Source organism: Hydrogenovibrio sp. (assembly GCF_965140365.1).
Lineage (GTDB): Bacteria > Pseudomonadota > Gammaproteobacteria > Thiomicrospirales > Thiomicrospiraceae > Hydrogenovibrio.
This window is the reverse complement of sequence record NZ_OZ223196.1, coordinates 1,519,465-1,539,390: the sequence shown is the minus strand read 5'-3', so window position 1 is coordinate 1,539,390 and position 19,926 is coordinate 1,519,465. Positions and strand designations below refer to the sequence as shown.

The 19,926-nt window shown below is 46.9% G+C and carries 23 protein-coding genes and 1 other RNA gene; 21 read left to right on the top strand and 3 right to left on the bottom strand.

The annotated features are described in order from the left end of the window. Positions 1–61: 61 nt before the first annotated feature. From fliS to AC0KH7_RS07385, 19 genes are all read left to right on the top strand, one after another. Complete coding sequence (gene fliS, locus AC0KH7_RS07475) at positions 62–502, top strand: flagellar export chaperone FliS (RefSeq protein ID WP_472372155.1); 441 nt, start codon at positions 62–64, stop codon at positions 500–502. A gap of 10 nt (positions 503–512) precedes the next feature. Next, positions 513–800 (top strand): flagellar protein FliT, encoded by a 288-nt coding sequence (locus AC0KH7_RS07470; RefSeq protein WP_472372153.1) that lies wholly within the window; start codon positions 513–515, stop codon positions 798–800. A gap of 273 nt (positions 801–1,073) precedes the next feature. Further along, complete coding sequence (locus AC0KH7_RS07465; protein ID WP_472372151.1) at positions 1,074–2,195, top strand: sigma-54 interaction domain-containing protein; 1,122 nt, start codon at positions 1,074–1,076, stop codon at positions 2,193–2,195. A 12-nt stretch (positions 2,196–2,207) separates the two neighbouring features. Further along, complete coding sequence (locus AC0KH7_RS07460; RefSeq protein ID WP_472372149.1) at positions 2,208–3,392, top strand: sensor histidine kinase; 1,185 nt, start codon at positions 2,208–2,210, stop codon at positions 3,390–3,392. Then, positions 3,389–4,771 carry a sigma-54-dependent transcriptional regulator gene (locus AC0KH7_RS07455; RefSeq protein WP_472372147.1) on the top strand — a complete coding sequence of 461 codons (1,383 nt, stop codon included), beginning with the start codon at positions 3,389–3,391 and terminating at the stop codon, positions 4,769–4,771. Before AC0KH7_RS07460 ends, AC0KH7_RS07455 begins: the two co-directional genes overlap by 4 nt. 224 nt (positions 4,772–4,995) lie before the next feature. Further along, complete coding sequence (gene fliE / locus AC0KH7_RS07450; RefSeq protein ID WP_068649139.1) at positions 4,996–5,328, top strand: flagellar hook-basal body complex protein FliE; 333 nt, start codon at positions 4,996–4,998, stop codon at positions 5,326–5,328. Positions 5,329–5,358: 30 nt separating this feature from the next. Then, on the top strand, positions 5,359–7,044 hold the full coding sequence (fliF, locus tag AC0KH7_RS07445) for a flagellar basal-body MS-ring/collar protein FliF (RefSeq protein ID WP_472372145.1): 1,686 nt from the start codon (positions 5,359–5,361) through the stop codon (positions 7,042–7,044). A 1-nt stretch (position 7,045) separates the two neighbouring features. Then, positions 7,046–8,065: a flagellar motor switch protein FliG gene (gene fliG / locus AC0KH7_RS07440; RefSeq protein WP_472372143.1), complete on the top strand. Its 1,020-nt coding sequence runs from the start codon at positions 7,046–7,048 to the stop codon at positions 8,063–8,065. Then, positions 8,066–8,887 carry a FliH/SctL family protein gene (locus AC0KH7_RS07435; protein WP_472372141.1) on the top strand — a complete coding sequence of 274 codons (822 nt, stop codon included), beginning with the start codon at positions 8,066–8,068 and terminating at the stop codon, positions 8,885–8,887. Between the two features lie 19 nt (positions 8,888–8,906). Continuing rightward, on the top strand, positions 8,907–10,244 hold the full coding sequence (gene fliI / locus AC0KH7_RS07430; RefSeq protein WP_472372139.1) for a flagellar protein export ATPase FliI: 1,338 nt from the start codon (positions 8,907–8,909) through the stop codon (positions 10,242–10,244). Positions 10,245–10,270: 26 nt separating this feature from the next. Further along, on the top strand, positions 10,271–10,720 hold the full coding sequence (fliJ, locus tag AC0KH7_RS07425; RefSeq protein ID WP_472372137.1) for a flagellar export protein FliJ: 450 nt from the start codon (positions 10,271–10,273) through the stop codon (positions 10,718–10,720). A 79-nt stretch (positions 10,721–10,799) separates the two neighbouring features. Further along, a complete protein-coding gene (locus AC0KH7_RS07420; RefSeq protein ID WP_472372135.1) occupies positions 10,800–12,542 on the top strand; it encodes a flagellar hook-length control protein FliK in 1,743 nt (580 codons plus the stop codon). Positions 12,543–12,575: 33 nt separating this feature from the next. Further along, entirely contained in the window at positions 12,576–13,586 is a 1,011-nt protein-coding gene (locus tag AC0KH7_RS07415) for a methyl-accepting chemotaxis protein (RefSeq protein WP_472372133.1), read from the top strand. Positions 13,587–13,632: 46 nt separating this feature from the next. Continuing rightward, complete coding sequence (gene motA, locus AC0KH7_RS07410) at positions 13,633–14,484, top strand: flagellar motor stator protein MotA (RefSeq protein ID WP_472372131.1); 852 nt, start codon at positions 13,633–13,635, stop codon at positions 14,482–14,484. Positions 14,485–14,505: 21 nt separating this feature from the next. Continuing rightward, a complete protein-coding gene (gene motB, locus AC0KH7_RS07405; protein WP_472372129.1) occupies positions 14,506–15,399 on the top strand; it encodes a flagellar motor protein MotB in 894 nt (297 codons plus the stop codon). A 39-nt stretch (positions 15,400–15,438) separates the two neighbouring features. Then, complete coding sequence (locus tag AC0KH7_RS07400; RefSeq protein ID WP_472372127.1) at positions 15,439–16,026, top strand: flagellar basal body-associated FliL family protein; 588 nt, start codon at positions 15,439–15,441, stop codon at positions 16,024–16,026. Between the two features lie 22 nt (positions 16,027–16,048). Continuing rightward, entirely contained in the window at positions 16,049–17,068 is a 1,020-nt protein-coding gene (gene fliM, locus AC0KH7_RS07395; protein WP_472372125.1) for a flagellar motor switch protein FliM, read from the top strand. Further along, on the top strand, positions 17,061–17,528 hold the full coding sequence (fliN, locus tag AC0KH7_RS07390; protein WP_472372123.1) for a flagellar motor switch protein FliN: 468 nt from the start codon (positions 17,061–17,063) through the stop codon (positions 17,526–17,528). Before fliM ends, fliN begins: the two co-directional genes overlap by 8 nt. Before the next feature lie 95 nt (positions 17,529–17,623). Further along, positions 17,624–17,821 carry a hypothetical protein gene (locus AC0KH7_RS07385; protein ID WP_472372121.1) on the top strand — a complete coding sequence of 66 codons (198 nt, stop codon included), beginning with the start codon at positions 17,624–17,626 and terminating at the stop codon, positions 17,819–17,821. A gap of 7 nt (positions 17,822–17,828) precedes the next feature. On the opposite strand, the gene ssrA is transcribed toward AC0KH7_RS07385, so the two are convergent. Then, positions 17,829–18,186: a transfer-messenger RNA gene (gene ssrA / locus AC0KH7_RS07380) on the bottom strand. Positions 18,187–18,317: 131 nt separating this feature from the next. Beyond that, on the bottom strand, positions 18,318–18,794 hold the full coding sequence (gene smpB / locus AC0KH7_RS07375) for an SsrA-binding protein SmpB (RefSeq protein ID WP_472372119.1): 477 nt from the start codon (positions 18,792–18,794) through the stop codon (positions 18,318–18,320). A 34-nt stretch (positions 18,795–18,828) separates the two neighbouring features. Here smpB and AC0KH7_RS07370 point away from each other — a divergent pair, with 34 nt between their 5' ends. Both AC0KH7_RS07370 and AC0KH7_RS07365 read left to right on the top strand, forming a co-directional pair. After that, positions 18,829–19,260, top strand: a complete 432-nt coding sequence (locus AC0KH7_RS07370) for a type II toxin-antitoxin system RatA family toxin (protein ID WP_472372118.1) — start codon at positions 18,829–18,831, stop codon at positions 19,258–19,260. After that, complete coding sequence (locus AC0KH7_RS07365; RefSeq protein WP_472372116.1) at positions 19,257–19,535, top strand: RnfH family protein; 279 nt, start codon at positions 19,257–19,259, stop codon at positions 19,533–19,535. Before AC0KH7_RS07370 ends, AC0KH7_RS07365 begins: the two co-directional genes overlap by 4 nt. A 7-nt stretch (positions 19,536–19,542) precedes the next feature. Here AC0KH7_RS07365 and AC0KH7_RS07360 read toward each other — a convergent pair whose 3' ends face one another. Continuing rightward, positions 19,543–19,896, bottom strand: coding sequence for an outer membrane protein assembly factor BamE (locus AC0KH7_RS07360; protein WP_472372114.1), 354 nt, complete (start codon positions 19,894–19,896; stop codon positions 19,543–19,545). Between the last annotated feature and the right edge of the window lie 30 nt (positions 19,897–19,926).

Here is a 19,926-nt window from a genome sequence, read left to right as displayed (position 1 = left end):
ATGTTTAAGCTGGGTATTATCAATGACGAAGTACAATGATATAACATAGGGAATGAGAATAATGAATCCAATGATGAAACAGAAGTTTTTGGATCAATATCAGCAAACATCCTTGCAAACGGGGTTGGAAGACGCAACTCCGCATAAACTGGTCGCCATGTTATACGATGGCATTCTGGATAACTTGGCATTAGCCAAAGGCGCGATGGAGCGTAAGGATTTTGAGTTAAAGGCCAATAAGCTTAATAAAGCGATTATGATTATTGGGTCTTTACGTTCGAATCTGGACATGGATAATGGCGGTGAAGTGGCCTCAAACTATGAAGCCTTGTATTCTTATATGAACCGTCGTTTGCTGGAAGCCAGTTCACAAAATCAGGTTGAAACGTTGGATGAGGTGGCTGGCTTGGCACGCGAGCTGAAAGACGCCTGGAACCAGATGCCTAGTAATTTTAAAATGGCCAGTCAATCTCAAATTGAAATGGTTAAAAAAGCCACATAATGAGGTTTATATGACTCCTGCATTTTTAAATTGTCTTCATGAATCACAGTTATTGCTCGACTTGGCTCAAAAAGGCGATTGGGATGCTTTCATTGAGCGTCACTCTGCTTGGAGCCACCAAGTTGATGATGTTATTCAGGCTTCGCCACAAGATGAGCCTGAAGGGGCGAGTATTCGTCAACTCTTGAACGATGTTGATGAAATTCGCTCTCTGATTCGACAAAGAATGAACGAATTAGAATCGCAAGTCTCATCGGGAAGACAGCAAAAACAGGCGGTCAAACAGTATTTGAAATAGAGAGCTTCGCACGAGGTGGTGCACGGCTAAAAATGGCTAAAATCTCCCTGAATGTCGTTGAAAAACTCGTTAATAGCTGGCTATTAGCTTCGTTTTTCGTCTAATTCAGAAAAATTTTATCTCATTTTTCTATCGCGCCTCACTCATGCAAAGCTCTCAAATAGTTTTTTTACGAATCTGGCGGTTATTTGGCAAAAAGAATGCCAAATTTTTGACATCCTAGGTAAAAACTTATATAAAGAGCCTTAGATGTCCAAATAAGATGGCGGCTAGATGAAAGAAGAACTTTTATCCTCATTGGTTGGTAACGGACCAGCCATGCAACAAGTCAAAAAACTCATTCAACAGGTTGCCAAGACAGATGCAACCGTCCTCATTCTCGGGGAGTCGGGAACGGGTAAAGAAGTTGTCGCCCAAACCCTACACTCCGTTTCCAATCGATCCAATCAATCATTTATACCTATTAATTGCGGTGCCATCCCGGGTGAACTGCTGGAATCCGAATTATTTGGTCATGAAAAAGGGGCTTTTACCGGCGCGATTACGGCTCGAAAAGGTCGTTTTGAAATGGCGGAAAAAGGAACGATTTTTCTTGACGAAATTGGCGATATGCCATTGCCGATGCAAGTGAAGTTGTTGCGTGTTCTGCAAGAACGAATTTATGAACGGGTGGGCGGTAATAAAAGTTTTGAGTGTGATGTTCGAGTCATTGCGGCCACGCACAGAAACTTGGAAGATAACATTGCCGATGGCTCTTTTCGTGAAGACTTGTTCTATCGCCTGAACGTTTTTCCGATTGAAATGCCTTCTTTGAGAGAGCGCCCGGAAGATATCCCGGATTTGTTCGACTTTATGTTTGATAAAATCCAGGCAATGGGGCGCGAGATTCCTAAATTATCGGAAAAAGCGATGATCGCTTTGCAGCATTATTCGTGGCCGGGTAATGTGCGAGAGTTAGGGAACTTATCGGAACGCTTGTCCATTCTTTTTCCCGATTTAACCGTCGATTACGACGACTTGCCGGTGAAGTATCAAATTGAACTCCCTGAAGATGCCAGTTTGATTCGCATTGATTCGTCTCAGTTGGCGCAAGAAGCTAGAGATGCGGGTTCCTGCGAGCAGACAGGGCAAATCTCGGCAACCGAAATTGTAATGGAATCCGGTTCGATTGAGCCTTCAGAGAGTACTTCTGAAGAAAACAGTTTTTCCGCTTCCAGTGCGGCACCTAACTTGGAAGAAGGATTGGACCTAAAGTCGTATTTGGTGGAAATGGAAGTGCAGCTGATTCAAAAAGCGTTGGTTCAAACGGATGGTAATGTGTCGCAAGCCGCTAAACTGTTACAAACGAACCGAACAACACTCGTCGAAAAAATTCGCAAATTTAACTTGAACTGATAAGGGCTCTTTGTGGACGAAGCCAAGGATAATGCGGTTGAGCAAAAGCGTTTAGCCGAGCTGGAAGAAGCATTTGAACTGTTTAATCAGACGTCTTCACAATTGACTCTGGCTTATGAGTCTTTGCAACATGAGGTTGAAGATCTTCAGCACAAGTTAGACGAGAGTAATCGTGAAAAGCACCGTGTTGGCGAGCGTCTTAAGCAGTTATTGAATTTATTGCCGGCCGGCGTAATTGTGTTGGATGAGCACGACCGTATTATTGATATGAATCCGGCGGCCGAAACCATCCTGGGGGCCGATGCGATTGATCGCAACTGGGAGGTCGTGGTGCGCAATGTTTTTTTGATTGCCAACGATGCCGGTGAATTGATCACGCACAACCAAGATTGTTATCAGTTATCCGAATCACCGTTGAGTTTGTCTCAAGATCACGGAGCGCATCTAAATGGCAAAATCTTGTTGATTCAGGATGTGACGGCGGCGAGAGATTTACAGCAACACATGAGCCGCCACCAACGTTTGAGTTCTATGGGCGAAATGGCGGCTTCTCTTGCTCACCAAGTTCGTACGCCTTTAGCTTCTGCGCTCTTGTATGTGTCGCAAATGTCCTCAGCACAGCTGGGGGACGATAAGCGTGAAAAGTTTGTGGCCAAGACTTTAACCAGCTTACGTCATTTGGAAGCCCTGGTAAACGATATGCTGCAATATGCAAAAGGTGGTAAGGCCAAAGACCAAAAGGTTGAGATTAGTGCGCTTTTAGAGGGGTTGAAACACTCGGTAGAGCCGAAAGTTCAACAGTCACACAGTTTGATTCGGTTTCATGAAAAATCACCAGGCCTGGTGGTTTTAGGCGATCAGGATGCGTTGTTGACCGCCTTGGAAAATTTGGTCAGTAATGCTATTGACATTGTTTCCGAGCACGCTGAAATTGACGTGTCGGCGGCACTGGACGAAAAACGCCATCAAGTCGATATTACGGTTGCGGATAATGGGCCGGGCTTGAGTGAAGAAATGAATGAGAAAATTTTTGAACCTTTTTTTACCAGCCGCGCGCAGGGCACCGGCTTGGGATTGGCCGTAGTCAGAGCCGTCGCCGAAGCACACGGTGGTGAAGCCTGGGTGAAATCGGTAAAAGGGCGTGGAGCCGTCTTCGGCCTAAGATTGCCGTTATTAGCAAATGGAGAGGATGCATGACTCTAGCGAAAATACTTGTGGTGGAAGATGACCTGAAATTGCAGGAAGCATTGGTCGACACGCTTGAGTTGAATGACTTTGAGGTTGTGGCGGTCAGCTCCGCTGAAGAAGCGCTGGTCGCACTGGATGACGAAATTGCCATGGTGTTTAGCGATATTCGTATGGACGGCAGTATGGATGGCTATGACTTGATGAAGCGTATTCGCGCTATTAAGCCCTATCTTCCAATTGTCTTGATGACCGCTTATGGTACGGTCGAACAAGCGGTGGATGCCATGAAATCCGGTGCGGTTGATTACATTTTGAAACCGTTTGAAGCGGATATTCTGGTGGAAAAGGCCCGGGCCTATTTTTACCGCGATGCATCGGCGGAAGAAGACTTTGTTGTCGCGGATTCGACCACCATTCAATTAAAAGCGATGGCTCAAAAAGTGGCGGAAAGTGACACGACGGTTCTGATTACCGGTGAAAGTGGAACCGGTAAGGAAGTATTGGCGCGTTTTATTCATAATCACTCTAATCGCAATAAGCAACCGTTTATTGCGATTAACTGTGCCGCCATCCCTGAAAATATGTTGGAAGCCACCTTGTTCGGTTATGAAAAAGGGGCTTTTACCGGTGCGTTGAAGTCGATGCCCGGCAAATTTGAGTTAGCGCAGGGCGGCACCATCTTCTTGGATGAAATCGGTGAGATGAAACCGGATTTGCAGGCTAAGTTACTGCGTGTTCTGCAAGAGCGTGAAGTGGAGCGTATCGGTAGCTCGAAAATGATCAAATTAGACGTTCGAGTCTTGAGCGCTTCCAATATCGACATGAAACAGGCTATCGCCGATGGTGACTTTCGTGAAGACTTGTTTTACCGGTTGAATGTGTTTCCGATGCGCATTCCTCCCTTGCGGAGTCGACCGAAAGACATCGCAGCCATTGCGGAACGACTTTTGCAGCGTCACTGCGGTGGTCGCCGAGTTGAGCCGATGTTGTCGGCCCCCGCGTTGAAAGCGCTGATTGAGTTTCCGTGGCCCGGTAATATTCGTGAGTTGGATAACGTTATTCAGCGTGCGTTGGTCATGATGTCGGGCGAAACCATTCAAAAGCAAGACATTTTTTTTGATGACACTTTTGAAATGGATGCACCGCCGGTTGCTCACCCCTCTGGAATGAATCGTTCGGGAGATGGTTTGAACGCCGCATCTAGCGGTCTTGAAGAAGCCATGACCAGTACAACGGATTTAAAAGAACGTGAAGTGCAGATCATTTTGGAAACACTCAAAGCCAATAACGGCCACCGACAAAAAACAGCGGAGGCGTTGAATATCAGTCCACGTACTTTGCGTTATAAGTTGGCCAGATTTAAAGAACAGGGCTTGGATGTTTTATAGCTTGCTGAAACATGTTACATTGGCGATATGGTTCAGGCTACACCGCTTGTAAACAAAGGGCGAATTTTGTTCCTCAAGGCCCCAGTTTTAAAGCGTTGAAGGTTGTGTTATTTATTTGACACATTTTTGGCATATCAATTGCTCATTGTGTCATAATTGAATCATAAAAATATCGGTTGGATTTTTATCGAAAGTCCTCGATTTAATGGAGTTTTAACGAAATCATGACTAATTCGGTAGACACTCAAAGTTTAATGTTGCAAATGCGTTCCCTTGCGGCGGAAGCGGCCTCTCAGTCGCAACCGGTTAAACAACCGGAAAAAGGTGCCGAGGCGGCGGGGAATTTTGCCGAGTTACTGTCGCAGTCCGTCAATTCGGTTGCGGAAGAACAGAATAAATCTTCTGCAATGAAAACCGCTTTTGAGAAAGGCGAAGACGTTGATCTGACCGAAGTAATGGTTCAAGCGCAAAAGGCGAGTTTATCTTTTCAAGCAATGACACAGGTTCGAAACAAACTGGTTGAAGCTTACAAAGATATTAAAAACATGCCGATTTAAGCATTTTTGTAACAAGAGACTATTTTTTCGATGGCTGAACAACCTACTCTTGATCCTAGTTTAAGTTCGCAAAAGGCGTCGGAAGGTTCCCCTCTCCTTAAAAACCTCACGTCGCTTTCCGTCGCGAAACAAGTGAGTTTGGTCATTGCTTTGGCTGCCAGTGTGGCTCTGGCTGTCGGTATTATTCTTTGGTCTCAATCCACTAACTATACGCTTCTTTTTGGCAGCATGGATGCCAAAGACATGAATGAGGTTATTCAAACCCTCGACCAAGAAAACGTTCCCTATAAGATTGAAGAAAACTCCGGCGCGATTTTGGTGCCGAATGAGATGGTGCATTCATTGCGTTTGAAATTGGCGGCTCAAGGTTATCCAAAACAAGCGCCGACCGGCTATCAATTGCTTGATATCGACCAAGGGTTCGGGATTTCTCAATTTAAAGAAACCACGCAGTACCAACGAGCCCTGGAAGGGGAGTTAGCGAAATCGGTTTCCAGTATTAACGCAGTGAAATCGGCTCGTGTTCTTTTGGGGATGCCAAAGCGATCGGTTTTTGTCCGGAAACAGCAAGAACCCACAGCATCGGTGACGGTGAAGCTTTACCCGGGGCGTTCTTTGGGTGAAGAGCAGGTTAATGCCATTGTGTATCTAGTGTCGTCCAGTATTCCGAATATGAAGCCTAAAGGCGTAACGGTTGTTGATCAGCAGGGGAACTTGCTGACCAGTGATTCCCATTCCGGCATTATGAATGTCAGCCTGAAGCAGCTTGGTTATACCCGTCAAGTGGAAGATACCTTATCCCGCCGAATTGTGCGTTTATTGACACCGGTTGCCGGTGGCGACCACAAAGTACGGGCTCAGGTTACGGCGGAATTGGATTTTACGCAGCAGGAACAAACGCGCGAAAATTATGAACCGGACCCGGAAGCCATTCGTTCCGAGCAGGAAATTAAAGAAATTAACCGTAATGAAGGCCCGATGGGCATTCCGGGCGCTTTAACCAATCAGCCTCCGCGTGCCGGGATTGCACCGGAAGAAGGCTATGAACCGGAAAAAGACCCGAATCTGAAAAACTCCAAAGAGAAAACCACCAAGAATTACGAATTGGACCGTACGGTGAGTCATATCAAGAACTCCGTTGGAAGCATTCGACGTTTGTCGGTGGCCGTTGTGTTGGATGATAAGTTGACGCTTGACGAAAATGGCGATACCCAGCGTACACCCTTGACCGAAGATGAACTGGCGCGTTACCGTCAGTTGGTGAGTGATGCCGTGGGCTTGGATGAAGCCCGTGGCGATACGTTAAGCATTGTCAACGCGTCGTTTGTTCAAGAAAAACAAGAAGATTTTGCGTCCCCGGAAATTTGGGAAGAACCGTGGTTCTGGACGCTGGTGAAGCAAGTATTAGCAGGCCTGGCCGTTTTGATTATTATCTTCGGCGTGATACGTCCAATGTTGAAAGACCTATCGAAACGCGAAGAAACGGTGGTGGATTATCCGGAAGATGTTCCGGAGGAAGAAGAAAAGCTTGAAAATGCGGACGAAATTTCACGTGCGCTTGAACAGATGAATGAAGAAGTCGAGCAGAAAGCAGAAGAGGATGATGAGACCTCCGAGAAAGAAAAAGAGATGCTCGAGAAAGTCAAAGCCATTGTGTCGGCGGACCCGAAACTGGCCGCTCACATCATCAAGCAATGGATGACGAAGGAAAAGTAATATGGCGAATTCAGAAATCGAAGAAGTTGGTGATGACAATTTGACTGGTTTGGAAAAGACCTCGATTCTGTTGCTGGCGTTGGGCAAGGAAACGGCTTCCAAAGTTTTGTCGCACCTCAATCCGCGAGAGGTACAACAGATTGGTACCGCCATGACCGATGTATCCGATGTATCGCATTCCGACATTCATGTGGTGCTGAAAAGCTTTATGGATGAATTGGGTGAAGATGCATTGGGCATTAACCCGACCGAATACGCTCAATCCTTGATGGTGGATGCTTTGGGTGAAGGCGGCGGTGGCTTAATGGATGCCGCGATGCTGGGCGATCAAGTAAAAGGGCTGGAAGCCTTGAAGTGGATGCATCCATCAACCATTTCCAATATGCTGCGTAATGAACACCCACAGGTCGTGGCCATCGTATTGTCTTACTTTGAGCCCGATCTGTCGGCGGAAATTCTGGCGGGGATTCCTGAACGTTTCCAGTCGGAAGTCATTTATCGTATTGCCACCCTGACCACAATTCAGCCGCGCGCTTTGTTCGATTTGAACGAAGTGTTAGAGCATGCTTCCAGTGACGGCGAAGGCGGTAAACTGGCGACTATTGGTGGTGAAAAACGTGCGGCAGAAATCCTCAACTTAGTTGGTGGCGGTGTGGATTCACGTGTGTTGGACGACATTGCGGTTGAGCATGAAGACATCAGTAAAGCGATTCAAGACAAAATGTTCGTATTCGAAGACATCAGCGGCATCGAACCGAGAGGCATTCAAACCATTCTGGGCGAAGTTCCAACCGATGTGCTTAAAATCGCGCTTAAGGGAGCCGATCAAACGATGGTGGAATTGTTCCTGGAAAACATGTCCAAACGTCAAGCCGAGATGCTGAGAGAGGAATTGGAAATGACCGGACCAGTCAAACTCAGCGATGTCGAAGAAGCGCAGAGAACCATTATTCAAACCGTTCGCCGTCTGGCCGACGAAGAGAAGGTTATGATGCCGGGTGGTGGCGAGGAGTTCGTCTAAATGGCCATTGACGACACCCCGTTGACCAAAGACGCTCCGGGGGAAGAAGAGGCTCTGCCGGTTGCGACTTTATTACGTGCCGATGACGTTGAAGCTCCGGAAATCAAAGCGTGGCAATATCAGGATCTTGCAAAAGAAGAAGCCGAAAAAGAACAAAAGCTTCGCTCTGATGTTGAAGAAAAATTGCGCGAGGAAATTCGTCCTGAAATCCTCCGTCGAGCTTCGGTTTTGAAAAAAGAGGCTTATGAATCGGCTCAAAAAGAAGGGTATGACGCCGGCTACCAAGAAGGATTGGAAGTCGGCCGAAAAGAAGCGTTTGAAAAAGCCGAAAAGGAAGCCGATGCGGCCTTATCCGCACAGGTTAAATCCATGCAAAACCTTGTCGAGGCGATGAGTGATCCCTATCAGCAGATTGCACAAAGTGTCTTCGAGTCCTTGGCCAAATTGTCGTTGGATTTGGCAGAAACCTTAGTCGGGGAAGAAGTTCAGTCGCGTCACGATTGGGTTTTAGAAGCGGTACAAGAAGCGATTGGTCAGTTGCCAGATGACAGTGTTCAGTTGGAAGTTATTTTAAACCCCAAAGACGCCGATATTATTCAGAAATATCAGCAAGCGCATCAGAAAAAATGGCGATTACAAACGGATGATAGTGTCGCTGTTGGTAGCTGTAAAATCAAACAAGGATCCTCCTTAATCGTCAACGATTGGCGTCCCCGTATGAGTGAATTATTGGAAAGCGCTCAAGCGGCTTCGGAAAGAGTCGCTAAAGAGGCCAGCCAGCCATTAGCTTCACCAAACGCCAGCGAATCATCTTCCTCTTGAGGATAAGGGGTTTGCCGTTATGATGAAGCAACTCTTCAATCAATATCTTAACCATAAATTTGCCGAATTTTCCGAGCAATTGCCTGATAAGCCGGATCTAAAAGTCGAAGGCAAATTAGTGCGCATGGTTGGCATGACGCTGGAAGTGGTTGGAACCTATGCTCCCATTGGCTCGCGTTGCCAAGTCATCTCTAAATACGGCGACCCAGTGGAAGCCGAAGTGGTTGGTTTTAATAATGATCGCCTTTATCTGATGCCAATTGGTAAGGTACACGGGTTGGAGCCCAATGCCAAAGTTATTCCGGTCTCTGGCGGGATTAAGGTCGGGGTGAGCGCAGCCATGCTGGGGCGGGTGATCGACGGTGCCGGCAACCCTCTAGACGGCCAGGGGCCGATTGCTTCAGAAGAACGAGTTTCCTTGAGCGGCGAAAAAATAAACCCTCTGCATCGCGCTCCAATTGAAGAACCATTAGACGTTGGAATCAAAACCATTAATGGTTTATTGACGCTTGGTAAAGGGCAGCGTGTCGGATTGTTGGCTGGCACCGGGGTTGGGAAAAGTGTCTTGCTTGGTATGATGACCCGCTTTACCAATGCCGAGGTAGTGGTGGTTGGCCTGGTCGGAGAGCGTGGCCGAGAGGTAAATGATTTTGTGCGTAACAACTTGGGGGAAGAAGGGTTGAAACGCTCCGTTGTGGTGGCAACACCAGCGGATGATCCGCCTTTGATGCGGTTGCATGGTGCTATGCTGGCCACTTCCATTGCCGAATATTTTCGCGACCAAGGCAAAGATGTTCTTTTGCTCATGGATTCCCTCACTCGTTTTGCTCAAGCGCAACGTGAAATTGCTTTGGCGGTGGGCGAACCGCCGGCCAGTAAAGGGTATCCACCATCGGTGTTTGCCAAGTTGCCGCAGTTGGTGGAGCGTGCCGGTAACGGCTCAACCCATTCCGGTTCGATTACGGCGATTTATACGGTTCTGGCTGAAGGGGATGATCAAAACGATCCGGTGGTGGATTCGGCTCGTGGGGTGTTGGATGGGCATATCCTGTTATCCAGGCAAATTGCCGATTCGGGTCGTTATCCGGCAATTGATATTGAGTCGTCTATCAGCCGGGTGATGATCGATATTGTTTCACCCCAACAGACTCGATTGGCACGACGCTTTAAACAAGTCTATTCGGTTTATCAACAGAATCAGGACTTAATCAGTATCGGGGCTTACCGGAAGGGGACCGACGCTTCCATTGACGAAGCCATCGACAAGTTCCCGCAATTGAACGGTTTCTTGTCCCAAGGCATAGACGAATCCTTTTCGGTGAAGGAAAGTCTTGAAAAACTGGAAGCGCTCTTTTGATACGCCATCGTATTTAAGGTTGTCCTATGGCTCTGTCAAAACTTAAAAGGCTCCGTATTTTAGTCGATTTAGCACAAGATGAGCTTGATAAAGCGCAAGATGTGTTCGTGGCTGTCCGCAGTCAACGGGACGAACATCAAATGCAGCTCGACTCCTTATTGGAGTATCACACGGATTATGTCGGTCAGTTGACCAAGTCTCGAGACACTTCTGTGACGCAACTTCAAACCATGCAAGCGTTTCTGGACAAGGTCACCAATGCCATCCATTCACAAACCCAGCAGGTTCGGCAACTCGATGAGGTGGTCGAAAAAGCGCATGCAGAATGGTTGGAAAAACGTGTCCGGCATAAATCACTGGAAAAATTATGTCAAAAAATCGAAAAAGATCATCATGCCAAGCTGGAAAAACAAGAGCAAAAGTTGCTTGATGAATTGGCGTCACAGCGCTTTGTGCAAGGCACTCAAAAGGATTGAATGTACGGTTTGCTAAGTTGGCTTGCATGTTGCTTAATCCAAACTGACGTTGAACAATATCTTATTGGCGGACAGTATTATGATTGAACAAAATCCAGTTTTAAAAGCGCTTAACACCAGTGGGCAACCGCAAGCAGGCACCGAAAGCACAGGTGAACGGCAATTATTGCCGAAGTTGAAGGGGGCGTTTGCAGAGGTTTTGAATCAAGCTTCGCAGGCCACGGAAAAAACGTCACTTGGCGCTTCAAAGCTTGGTCAGACGGCCTTGTCAGACATTCAAATCGATGTGGAAGGGGCGGCTAAAAATGCGGGTGTGATGGTGGCTTCTTTGGCTGTTGCCGAAAACGATTTGCCGCAGACGGCACTTATGGATGGCGCAACCGAAACGGATTTGGACATGGTGATGAAGCAAATTCACTTACCGCAAGAGAAATTACCGGCTTTGCCATCTGATGCTATGAAAGCGGTTTCTTCGGTAAACACCATGCTGGACGCGGCAACTGAACCGTCTGAGAAATCACCAGGCCTGGCGAAATTAAGCCCGGACTTGGTTGCGGAGGGCGAAGAAGCTAATGTTTTGCTCGATCAGGAAACTGCTGCTAATAACCTTAATCAGCCGGTTGTTTCGGAAAGTGTCTCCGATATCGTTGATTCAGAGCTAACCGCTGAATCGATGAGCGATGTGGCGGATAATGTTTCACAAACGGTGAGTCCTGAAAAATTAACGGGCTTAACGCAAGCAAGCGAAAACTTAACAGAAAATACACCGGATGAGGCCAAGGCTTCCGACATTCTGGCTTCGCTTCAAAGTGATGCGGATAACGAATCCGATGAAGTGGATCCATTGATGAAGGCTAATTCGGCGATGAATGATCCATCACAGAAACCTTCTGGAGTGAACGAGGCTCATGATGGTTCGCAAAATACAGTGCCGGGAATGGCGACTTCTGCAAATGGAGCGGCTCAAGCGCAAACATCTGAAAGCAATATAAAAGACGTTGCACAGGAAAAAGAACGTCCGCCTATCAATGCTCAAATGCATACCACTCAATCTAAAGCCGATAACGCTCTGGGCAAAGAAATGAGTGACGGTAAATCGCTCAAGTCGTCGGAGGCTGGAATTTCCACTTCCACACAGCAAAATACAGCTTCGTCACAGTCTAACCAGCAAGGACAACAGTCTTTTTCTGGCCAGCAACAGGCGCAACAACAGTTTATGAACCAGGTGCAAAAGCAAGTGGTTCAGAGTCAGCAAGAAGCTGTGAAAACGGCGAATGAAGCCTCTACTGTAGAATCGGAAAAGGCCGAAAAAGCCGAAAAACTGCTGGGGAATCTGGGGTTGGGAACGGATGCCAAAAGAACCATGAATCCGGGACTTTCCATTCCGCATCCAGTGCGTTCTCCTCAATGGGGCCAGGCATTAGGTCAAAAAGTGACTTATATGGCGAACAACAAGCTTCAGGAAGCCAAGATTACGTTGAATCCGGAAAAGTTAGGGCCGATTCAGGTGAAATTAACTGTGGATAAAGATCAACATGCGCATGTGTCAATGGTGGCGCAGCATGGTACGACACGAGAGGCCATTGAAAATGCAATGCCTCGACTGAAAGAGATGTTGGAAGCAGCCGGTATTGGGTTTGGATCTTTTGATGTTCGCGATGAAAACGGTTCTTCTGAGCAAAGCTTGGCGAATCAAAATGGTCAATCGGGTTCTGGTCAATCGTCCGGAGGTTTGTTAGCGGATGGTGAAGAGGTGGAAGCTGATGGAAATGGTATGGTCCAGACAGTTTCATCCGATAACTTAGTAGATTTCTACGCATAAAAAGATAAGCATAAAGAATAGAAAGGAATGGACATGAAATTACATCACAAAATTTCAATGGCAATGATGGCGGGATTGGCTTCTCCTTTAGTGAATGCGGATTCCGAAATACAAGGTATTCCGACAGCCGGTATTGCGTTGATTGCCATTGCCGTCGGCGCGGTGGTCGCCGGGGCGTTAGTGTATCTGGTTTGGTGTAATAAGCCGGGTGTTTGTGAACAATCCTCTTTGATCAGTGCTTTGAATAAGCGGACGGAAAATGGTGATTTTTCGGGTGGTTTAGCCGAGGAATCGGCTGACCCGAAGCTGGTGAAGGCTTTAAATGAATTGTTCTCAAAAGTGTCAGAATCTCTGGATGAAAAAGACATGGCGGCGAATCTTGCAGGACAACGGGTCACCGAACTGGAAGAACAAATTGAAGAATTAAACGCCTCGTTAGCGGCTGCTTATGAACAGGTGAATGCCTCCGGTGGCGAAGACGCCGCTTTACCGGCGGTTTTTGATTCTTCCGAGTTGGTCAGTGTATCTGAGAAACTATCGGATGTGGTTGAGCAGATGAATTCTGGCACGAAAGAAGGTATGACTTCAGCGGGCAGTGTTATTTCAGAAGTCACCGGGCTAACGGATGAAGTTACGCACGCTTCTAGCGTCATCAAAAAATTGGAAGAAGACAGCAGTAATATTGGAACCGTTTTGGTCTTGATTCGTGACATTGCCGAACAGACGAACCTGTTGGCGTTGAACGCGGCGATTGAAGCGGCCCGTGCCGGTGAGCATGGACGAGGGTTCGCGGTGGTCGCGGATGAAGTGCGTATTTTGGCTGGTAAAACCCAACAAGCGACAACCGAAATTCAGACAATTATTGAAGAGTTGCAACAACGGGCGCGTAATGCTGTTGAAGTCATGGGAAATGGGCAAGAGCGAGTGGAAACGACCCAAATGCAAGCTGGAAAAGTGAATGATTTTTTACATGAAATCGAAGATAATCTGTTCCAGCTTAAAACAGCGCAGGAAGCGTTGTCTAATGTTGTTAAAAACCTTTAATAAGCCTAATTGCTTAGTGTGGTGCAAATAAAAAATAAGGTTATATATGAAAGCAATTGTCGGAACATTGGTGGTCATAGGCTGTTTGCTTGGCGGGTATCTTCCGCACGGCAGCTTTGGCATTTTGATTCAGCCCTTGGAAGTGCTCATCATTTGTGGGAGTGCTTTGGGGGCCTTCATCATCGCCAATCCGGGTTGGGTGGTTAAAGCCAGTTTTTCTGGCGCTTTGGGGTTAGCCAAGCCCGCTCCTTACAATAAAGAAGCTTATATGGAGCTTCTGGGGCTGATGTTCCGTATTTTCAATAAAGCGCGTCGTGAAGGTTTGATGGCGATTGAGGCGGATGTCGAAGAACCTCATGACAGTGAGCTGTTTAATGCGTCGCCTAAAATTGCCAATGATCACCATGCCGTCGATTTTATTTGTGATTATTTGAGACTGATGATCAGTGGCGCGAGTAATCCTTACCAGCTTGAAGATTTGATGATTTTGGAAATGGATATTCATCACCATGAGGCCGCAGCTCCGGCTGAAGCAGTTGGCAAAGTGGCGGAAGCGTTACCCGGTTTCGGTATTGTGGCCGCGGTACTGGGTATTATCGTCACGATGAGTTATTTGGATGCTGGGCCGTTGGAAATTGCGCACCATATGTCGGTGGCCCTGGTCGGGACTTTCTTGGGGATTTTGGTGGCCTACGGGATTGTTGGCCCGATTGCATCGGACATGGCGAACCGTGCCCATGATGAAGGTGCTTTTTTCGGGACAATCAAAACCTGTTTGATGGCCAACCTGAATGGTTATGCTCCGCAAATTGCGGTGGAGTTTGGACGAAAATCGATTCCAGGAGCGGAAAGACCTTCGTTCCAGGAAGTGGATGAGTTTTTGCAGACTCAAAAATAACGAACACGGTAGAGAAGCGCCATGAGCGATGAACAGTCCATAATCATCAAGCGGCTGAAAAAATGCCCGCATTGCGCCCACGGTGGTGCTTGGAAGGTGGCCTTTGCCGACTTTATGACGGCGGCAATGGCCTTCTTCCTGATGTTGTGGGTTTTGAGTGGTGTAAACGATGAAGAGATGCGCGCCATGGCGGAATATTTCCGTGATCCGACAGTTATTGAGTCGGCCCCTGCTCAGTTGGTACAGTCCAAGGAAGCTGGCCAGAGTTCGGATTCCATGATTGACATGGGAGGCTTTAAAGATACCCCGAAGGGCGATCAAGGCGATGATGATGCCGCCAATAAAGCGAAAGAAAAAGCCGAAATGGAGATGTTGAAGCTTCAGATTGAAAAAAAGATCTCCGAAAATCCGGTATTGGAGCAGTTTAAGAATCAGTTAAAAATTGAAGTGACGCCAAATGGCTTGCAGGTGCAGATTTTGGATGATCGTAAGCGCCCGATGTTTGGTAGTGGGGTGGATTTGCCGAAAGATTATGCGGCGAAAATATTGAAAGAGGTGGGCAGTGTGTTGGCTCAAACTAATAATCGAATCAGTATTGCCGGTCATACCGACTCCTCTGGGTATCATTCGAATGCGGAATATACCAACTGGGAGTTATCGGCTGACCGAGCGAATGCCGCCAGACGATTATTGTTGGACGGCGGAGTTGAGTCGAATAAAGTCGCCCAGGTCGTGGGGCTGTCGGATACGGTGCCATTTGATAAAGAAAACCCGTATAATCCACGTAATAGACGGATTAGCATCATCGTCTTGAATAAAGAAGCAGATCAAAGGCTACGAAGCCTGAGCGAAGCACCTGGTATTGAAGATTTGTCCAAGGAGATGGTGAAGCCTCCCGAAGGTGAGTCCAACTAGGTTTGATGATTATAAAGTTGCTGAAATAAAGGAAAAAAGATGGCTGAAGAAGTTCAAGAAGAGAAAAAAAGTGGTGGTGGAAAAGGTCTTGTTGTCGCCTTGCTGGTGGTCGTGATTCTATTGATCATCGGGATAGGGGTGATGACCTTTTTCCTGTTGAGCAGTGGTGGTAGCGATAACGGTGCCAACTCTTCAGAAACCGAACAGCATGCTTCAGCCGAGCACGGTGGGGAAACGATTGGTGATGACGGAGTGGTGAGAGATTATTCTCCAAAATTCAAGCAATACGATCCGCCGGAGCCGGGTTCTGCTCCGCAATATTTCTCCATGGAGCCGTTTGTGGTTAACTTTAAAGGCGAAGGGCAAGCTAAGTTTTTGGCCGTGAATATGAAGTTTATGTCGCACTACCCTCAATTGATTACCGATATGGAAAATTATCGCCCGATTTTGAGAAACGACATTACCAGCTTGTTGCGTATTCAAACCTATACGGATATGAATCAAGATAACGGACCGGATATTTTAAGAGAGAAAGTGTTGGCAAAGGCACGCAGTGTTCTGGAGAAGCACAATATTTATCCAGACCTGCTGGAAGACGTCTACTTCGAACGCTTTGTGATGCAATAAGTTGTGATCGGGTAATCAACCAATGGATGATATTTTAAGCCAAGATGAAGTCGATGCCCTGTTAAAGGGGATGGGCGGCGGAGACGTTGAAACCGAAGGGGACGAACCGGGTGAAGGAACGTCGGCTAAGGTTTATGATTTCACGAACCAGGAAAGAATCGTTCGTGGGCGTTTGCCAGCTTTGGATATCATCAATGAACGATTTGCCAGAGGCTTTCAGCGGCACTTCAATGAGATGATTATGTCGAGTGTCGAGGTGACGGCAGGAGAAGTCAAGATTATCAAGATGATTGATTATCTGCGTAACTTGTTCGTTCCGACAAGCTTGAATATTTATCGAATTAATCCATTGAATGGTGTGTCTCTGTTTACCTTGGATTCCAAGCTGATTTTCACCGCAGTGGATATGTATTTCGGTGGTACGGGTTTACTGCCTTTCAAAATTGAAGGCCGTGAATACACCCCGGTGGAAATGAGTATGGTCCGCAGTATTCTTGACATGTCGTCGGAAAACTTGCGAAAAGCCTGGGCGCCGGTGATGGACATTGAAATCGACTACATGCATTCGGAAATGAATCCGAAATTTGCGAGTATCGTCGATGCAACGGACATGATTGTGGTCAGCCCGATCAATGTTCGTTTTGAAGGTGTGGAAGGGCGTGTCGATATCGTGATGCCTTATGCCATGTTGGAACCGGTGCGAGATAAGTTGGAAGAAGGCATGTCTAACTTACAAGGCGAGTCGGATAACCGCTGGTCACGCACACTGAAAGAAGAAGCGAAGAATATTGAAGTCGATCTATCCGTTAATCTTGCTGAGTTGCAAATGCAGATGGACGACTTGATGAAAATGGAAAAAGGCGACATTATCCCGATTGAAATGCCGGAACTGGTAACGGTCAAAGCCGAAGGCATTAGCCTAGTGAAAGGGAAAGTCGGTGAAAGCAATGACCGTAAAGCAGTACGTATAGAACAGATCTTACACCATCCTGCTTATCAGGAAAGAATGATCGAAAACGTAAAGGAATGGTACGATGAGTGAAGAAGATGATTTGAGCGCATGGGGTGACGCTCTGAACGAACAAGCGGAAGCCGAGCAAGAAGAAACTTCATCATCGGCGGCAGAAGACGACCCATGGGGCGCAGCTTTAAACGAGCAGGCTGAAGCATCAAATAACTCGGATGAAATCGATGCGGCGTCTTTCTCGGCCTTAGAAAAAGGGCGGGGTGACAGCAGTGAAAAAGTCGACCTGGACGTTTTGCTGGATATTCCTGTCACGCTTCAGTTGGAAATCGGCCGTGCGAAGGTGTCGATTCGTAATTTGTTGTCTTATACTCAAGGCTCGGTAATTGAAATGGATCGTTTGGCGGGTGAGCCTTTGGATTTGTTAGTCAACGGCACACTGATTGCGCATGGCGAAGTGGTTGTCATCAATGATAAGTTTGGTGTGCGCCTGACGGATGTCATCAGTCCGCAAGAACGGATCAAAAAACTGAAATAAGTTTTTTGATAACCGATAAATCGATGATAAATCGAGATTAGGAAAAGGGCTTTCAAGCCCTTTTTTTATGGCTTTTTAATACAACGAGTGTTTTGGTGAACGAATTTAGCGAATTGATTCTGCAAGGTGATGCGGTCGCGATTGCCGGTTTAGTGATGATTCTTGCCGTGTTGTACCTAGTGGTCAGGTTATCGGGTATGCTATTAAAAGGGGCGCTGATTGTCAGCGTCATCGTTTTGGTCGCCGTGTGGGTTTTTCCGGGTGCGTTTGAGGTTGTCAACGCAAACGGATAAAAGAATTTGGTGGAGATGGGCGGAGTCGAACCGCCGTCCGAGAAGCCTCCATTTAAAACTCTACATGCTTATTTGATCTACTATTTTAACCAGAATACTGCCCGATCAACAGGGATCATATTCGGCGAGTTTGTAAAGTTTAATCAGACTCCATCCAAACACATGGGCCTGACGATTCCGTGTAAGTCGACACAGAACTGGGCGCCACGAACAACGGCCCCAGTCTGCGCTAGCGGGATTAAGCCGCTAGAGCGTAGTTATCGTCGTTTGCAACTATAACAAATTGAAATAAAGATTAACGTGCATCATTCAGGCACGGCATGCATCCTAAACTTTGTACTCCCCGTCGAAACCAGTGCATCCCCAAATGGTGTGATGGTTTGTCGGAAATATGAAAAGTCACCAGGTCTGGTGGTTTTCCGCAAAATTTAATCAGGTTGCTTATTATACGAGTTATATGGGGGCCTTGTTAAGTTTTTCAAGGCCTGACGGTGAATTAGCCGTGATATTTCATAATACGTTGTTTGTCACGGTTCCAATCGCGTTCTTTTTCGGTTGCACGTTTGTCGTGCTGCTTTTTCCCTTTCGCCAAGCCAATATTGAGTTTGACCTTTCCTTGGCGCCAGTGCATGTCTAGAGGGACAATGGTGTAGCCTTTTTGATCCACCAAACCCAGTAAGCGATCGATTTCGCGACGATGCATCAGAAGTTTGCGCAAACGCAGTGGATCGTGCGGCAGGTGGGATGAGGCGGAAATCAAAGGCGTAATCAAAGCACCGAATAACCAAGCTTCGTTGTTTTTTAACAGAATGTAACTTTCGTTAAGTTGAATCTTTCCCTGTCGCAAGCTTTTGACTTCCCAGCCTTCCAGAGCCAACCCCGCTTCAAAGGTGTCTTCGATAAAATAGTCGAAACGCGCCTTTTTATTCTGTGCGATGGTGTTTGGATTGTTTTGCTTTTTTTTCTTTGCCATAATAAGCGGATTATAGCGAATTTACCGGGAAAATATGAAAAAAATCTCACGCTCGGCGTTGTTGCCTTATTCGTCACAAGCGGTGTTCGATTTGGTGAATGATGTCGAAGCTTATCCTGAATTTCTGCCTTGGTGTGGCGGGGCGGAAATCAAAGAATCCGCCGAAAATGAAATGGTCGCCAGTGTTCTGATTTCCAAAGCGGGCATCAAACAGGCATTCACGACGCGAAATACGCTGACCGAGCCGGAACGAATCGATATGACCTTGGTGGACGGTCCTTTTAAGGCCTTGACCGGAACCTGGTTGTTTAAGGCGCTGGATGAAAATGCGTGTAAAATCAGCCTGGACATTGAGTTTGAAATCAGCAACAGCCTGTTGAATGCGGCCATCGGTGCAATTTTTGAACAAATTGCTTCAACCTTAGTGCAGTCTTTCTGTGATCGAGCCAAGCAGGTGTACGGATGAAGATTGAAGTGGCGTATGCGCTTGAAGAGGAACAGTTTCTTTTCGAGGAGGAAGTGCCCGAGGGAACAACGGTTGAAACGGCTTTGAAAACGTCAATGTTATTGAAAAAGTTTCCAGATCTGGATATCAGTAAAGTCGGAATCTGGTCGCAAGTTGTTAAGCTGGATCAGGTCTTGCAAGAGAGAGATCGTATCGAGATCTACCGTCCTCTGAAAGCCGATCCGCGTGACCGTCGTCGTAAACAGGTGGCGGCAGAGCGGCAAAAGGGCGCTTAATAACGGTTTAATCGCCCGGATGGGGTTCGCGTTGCAGAATTTTCCAATCCGTTAAGTAGCCTTCGCGGTCAAAGTTGACATACATATGGCGTACCGCATCCGGGTGAAAAGTGGGGTCAGTGGTGTAGAAAACGTACTCCCAGTGCAAAGGGTTGTAAGGGTCTTGGCCCATCGGTGGCCCTAAAATGTCTTTGACCTGCCCCATAACCAAACCGGGTTGCAGAGTATCCAAAGCTTCCTGGTTAATGACCGTTCCCTGGGTGATCGTTGCCTTGTAAGGTGTAAAAAACGAACATCCGGATAGAGTGATCAAGGCGCAGCTGAGCGCAATGATGAATATTTTTTTAATGCCTTTATTCATAGATTAGTTTTAACTTAGATCAATTTTTGG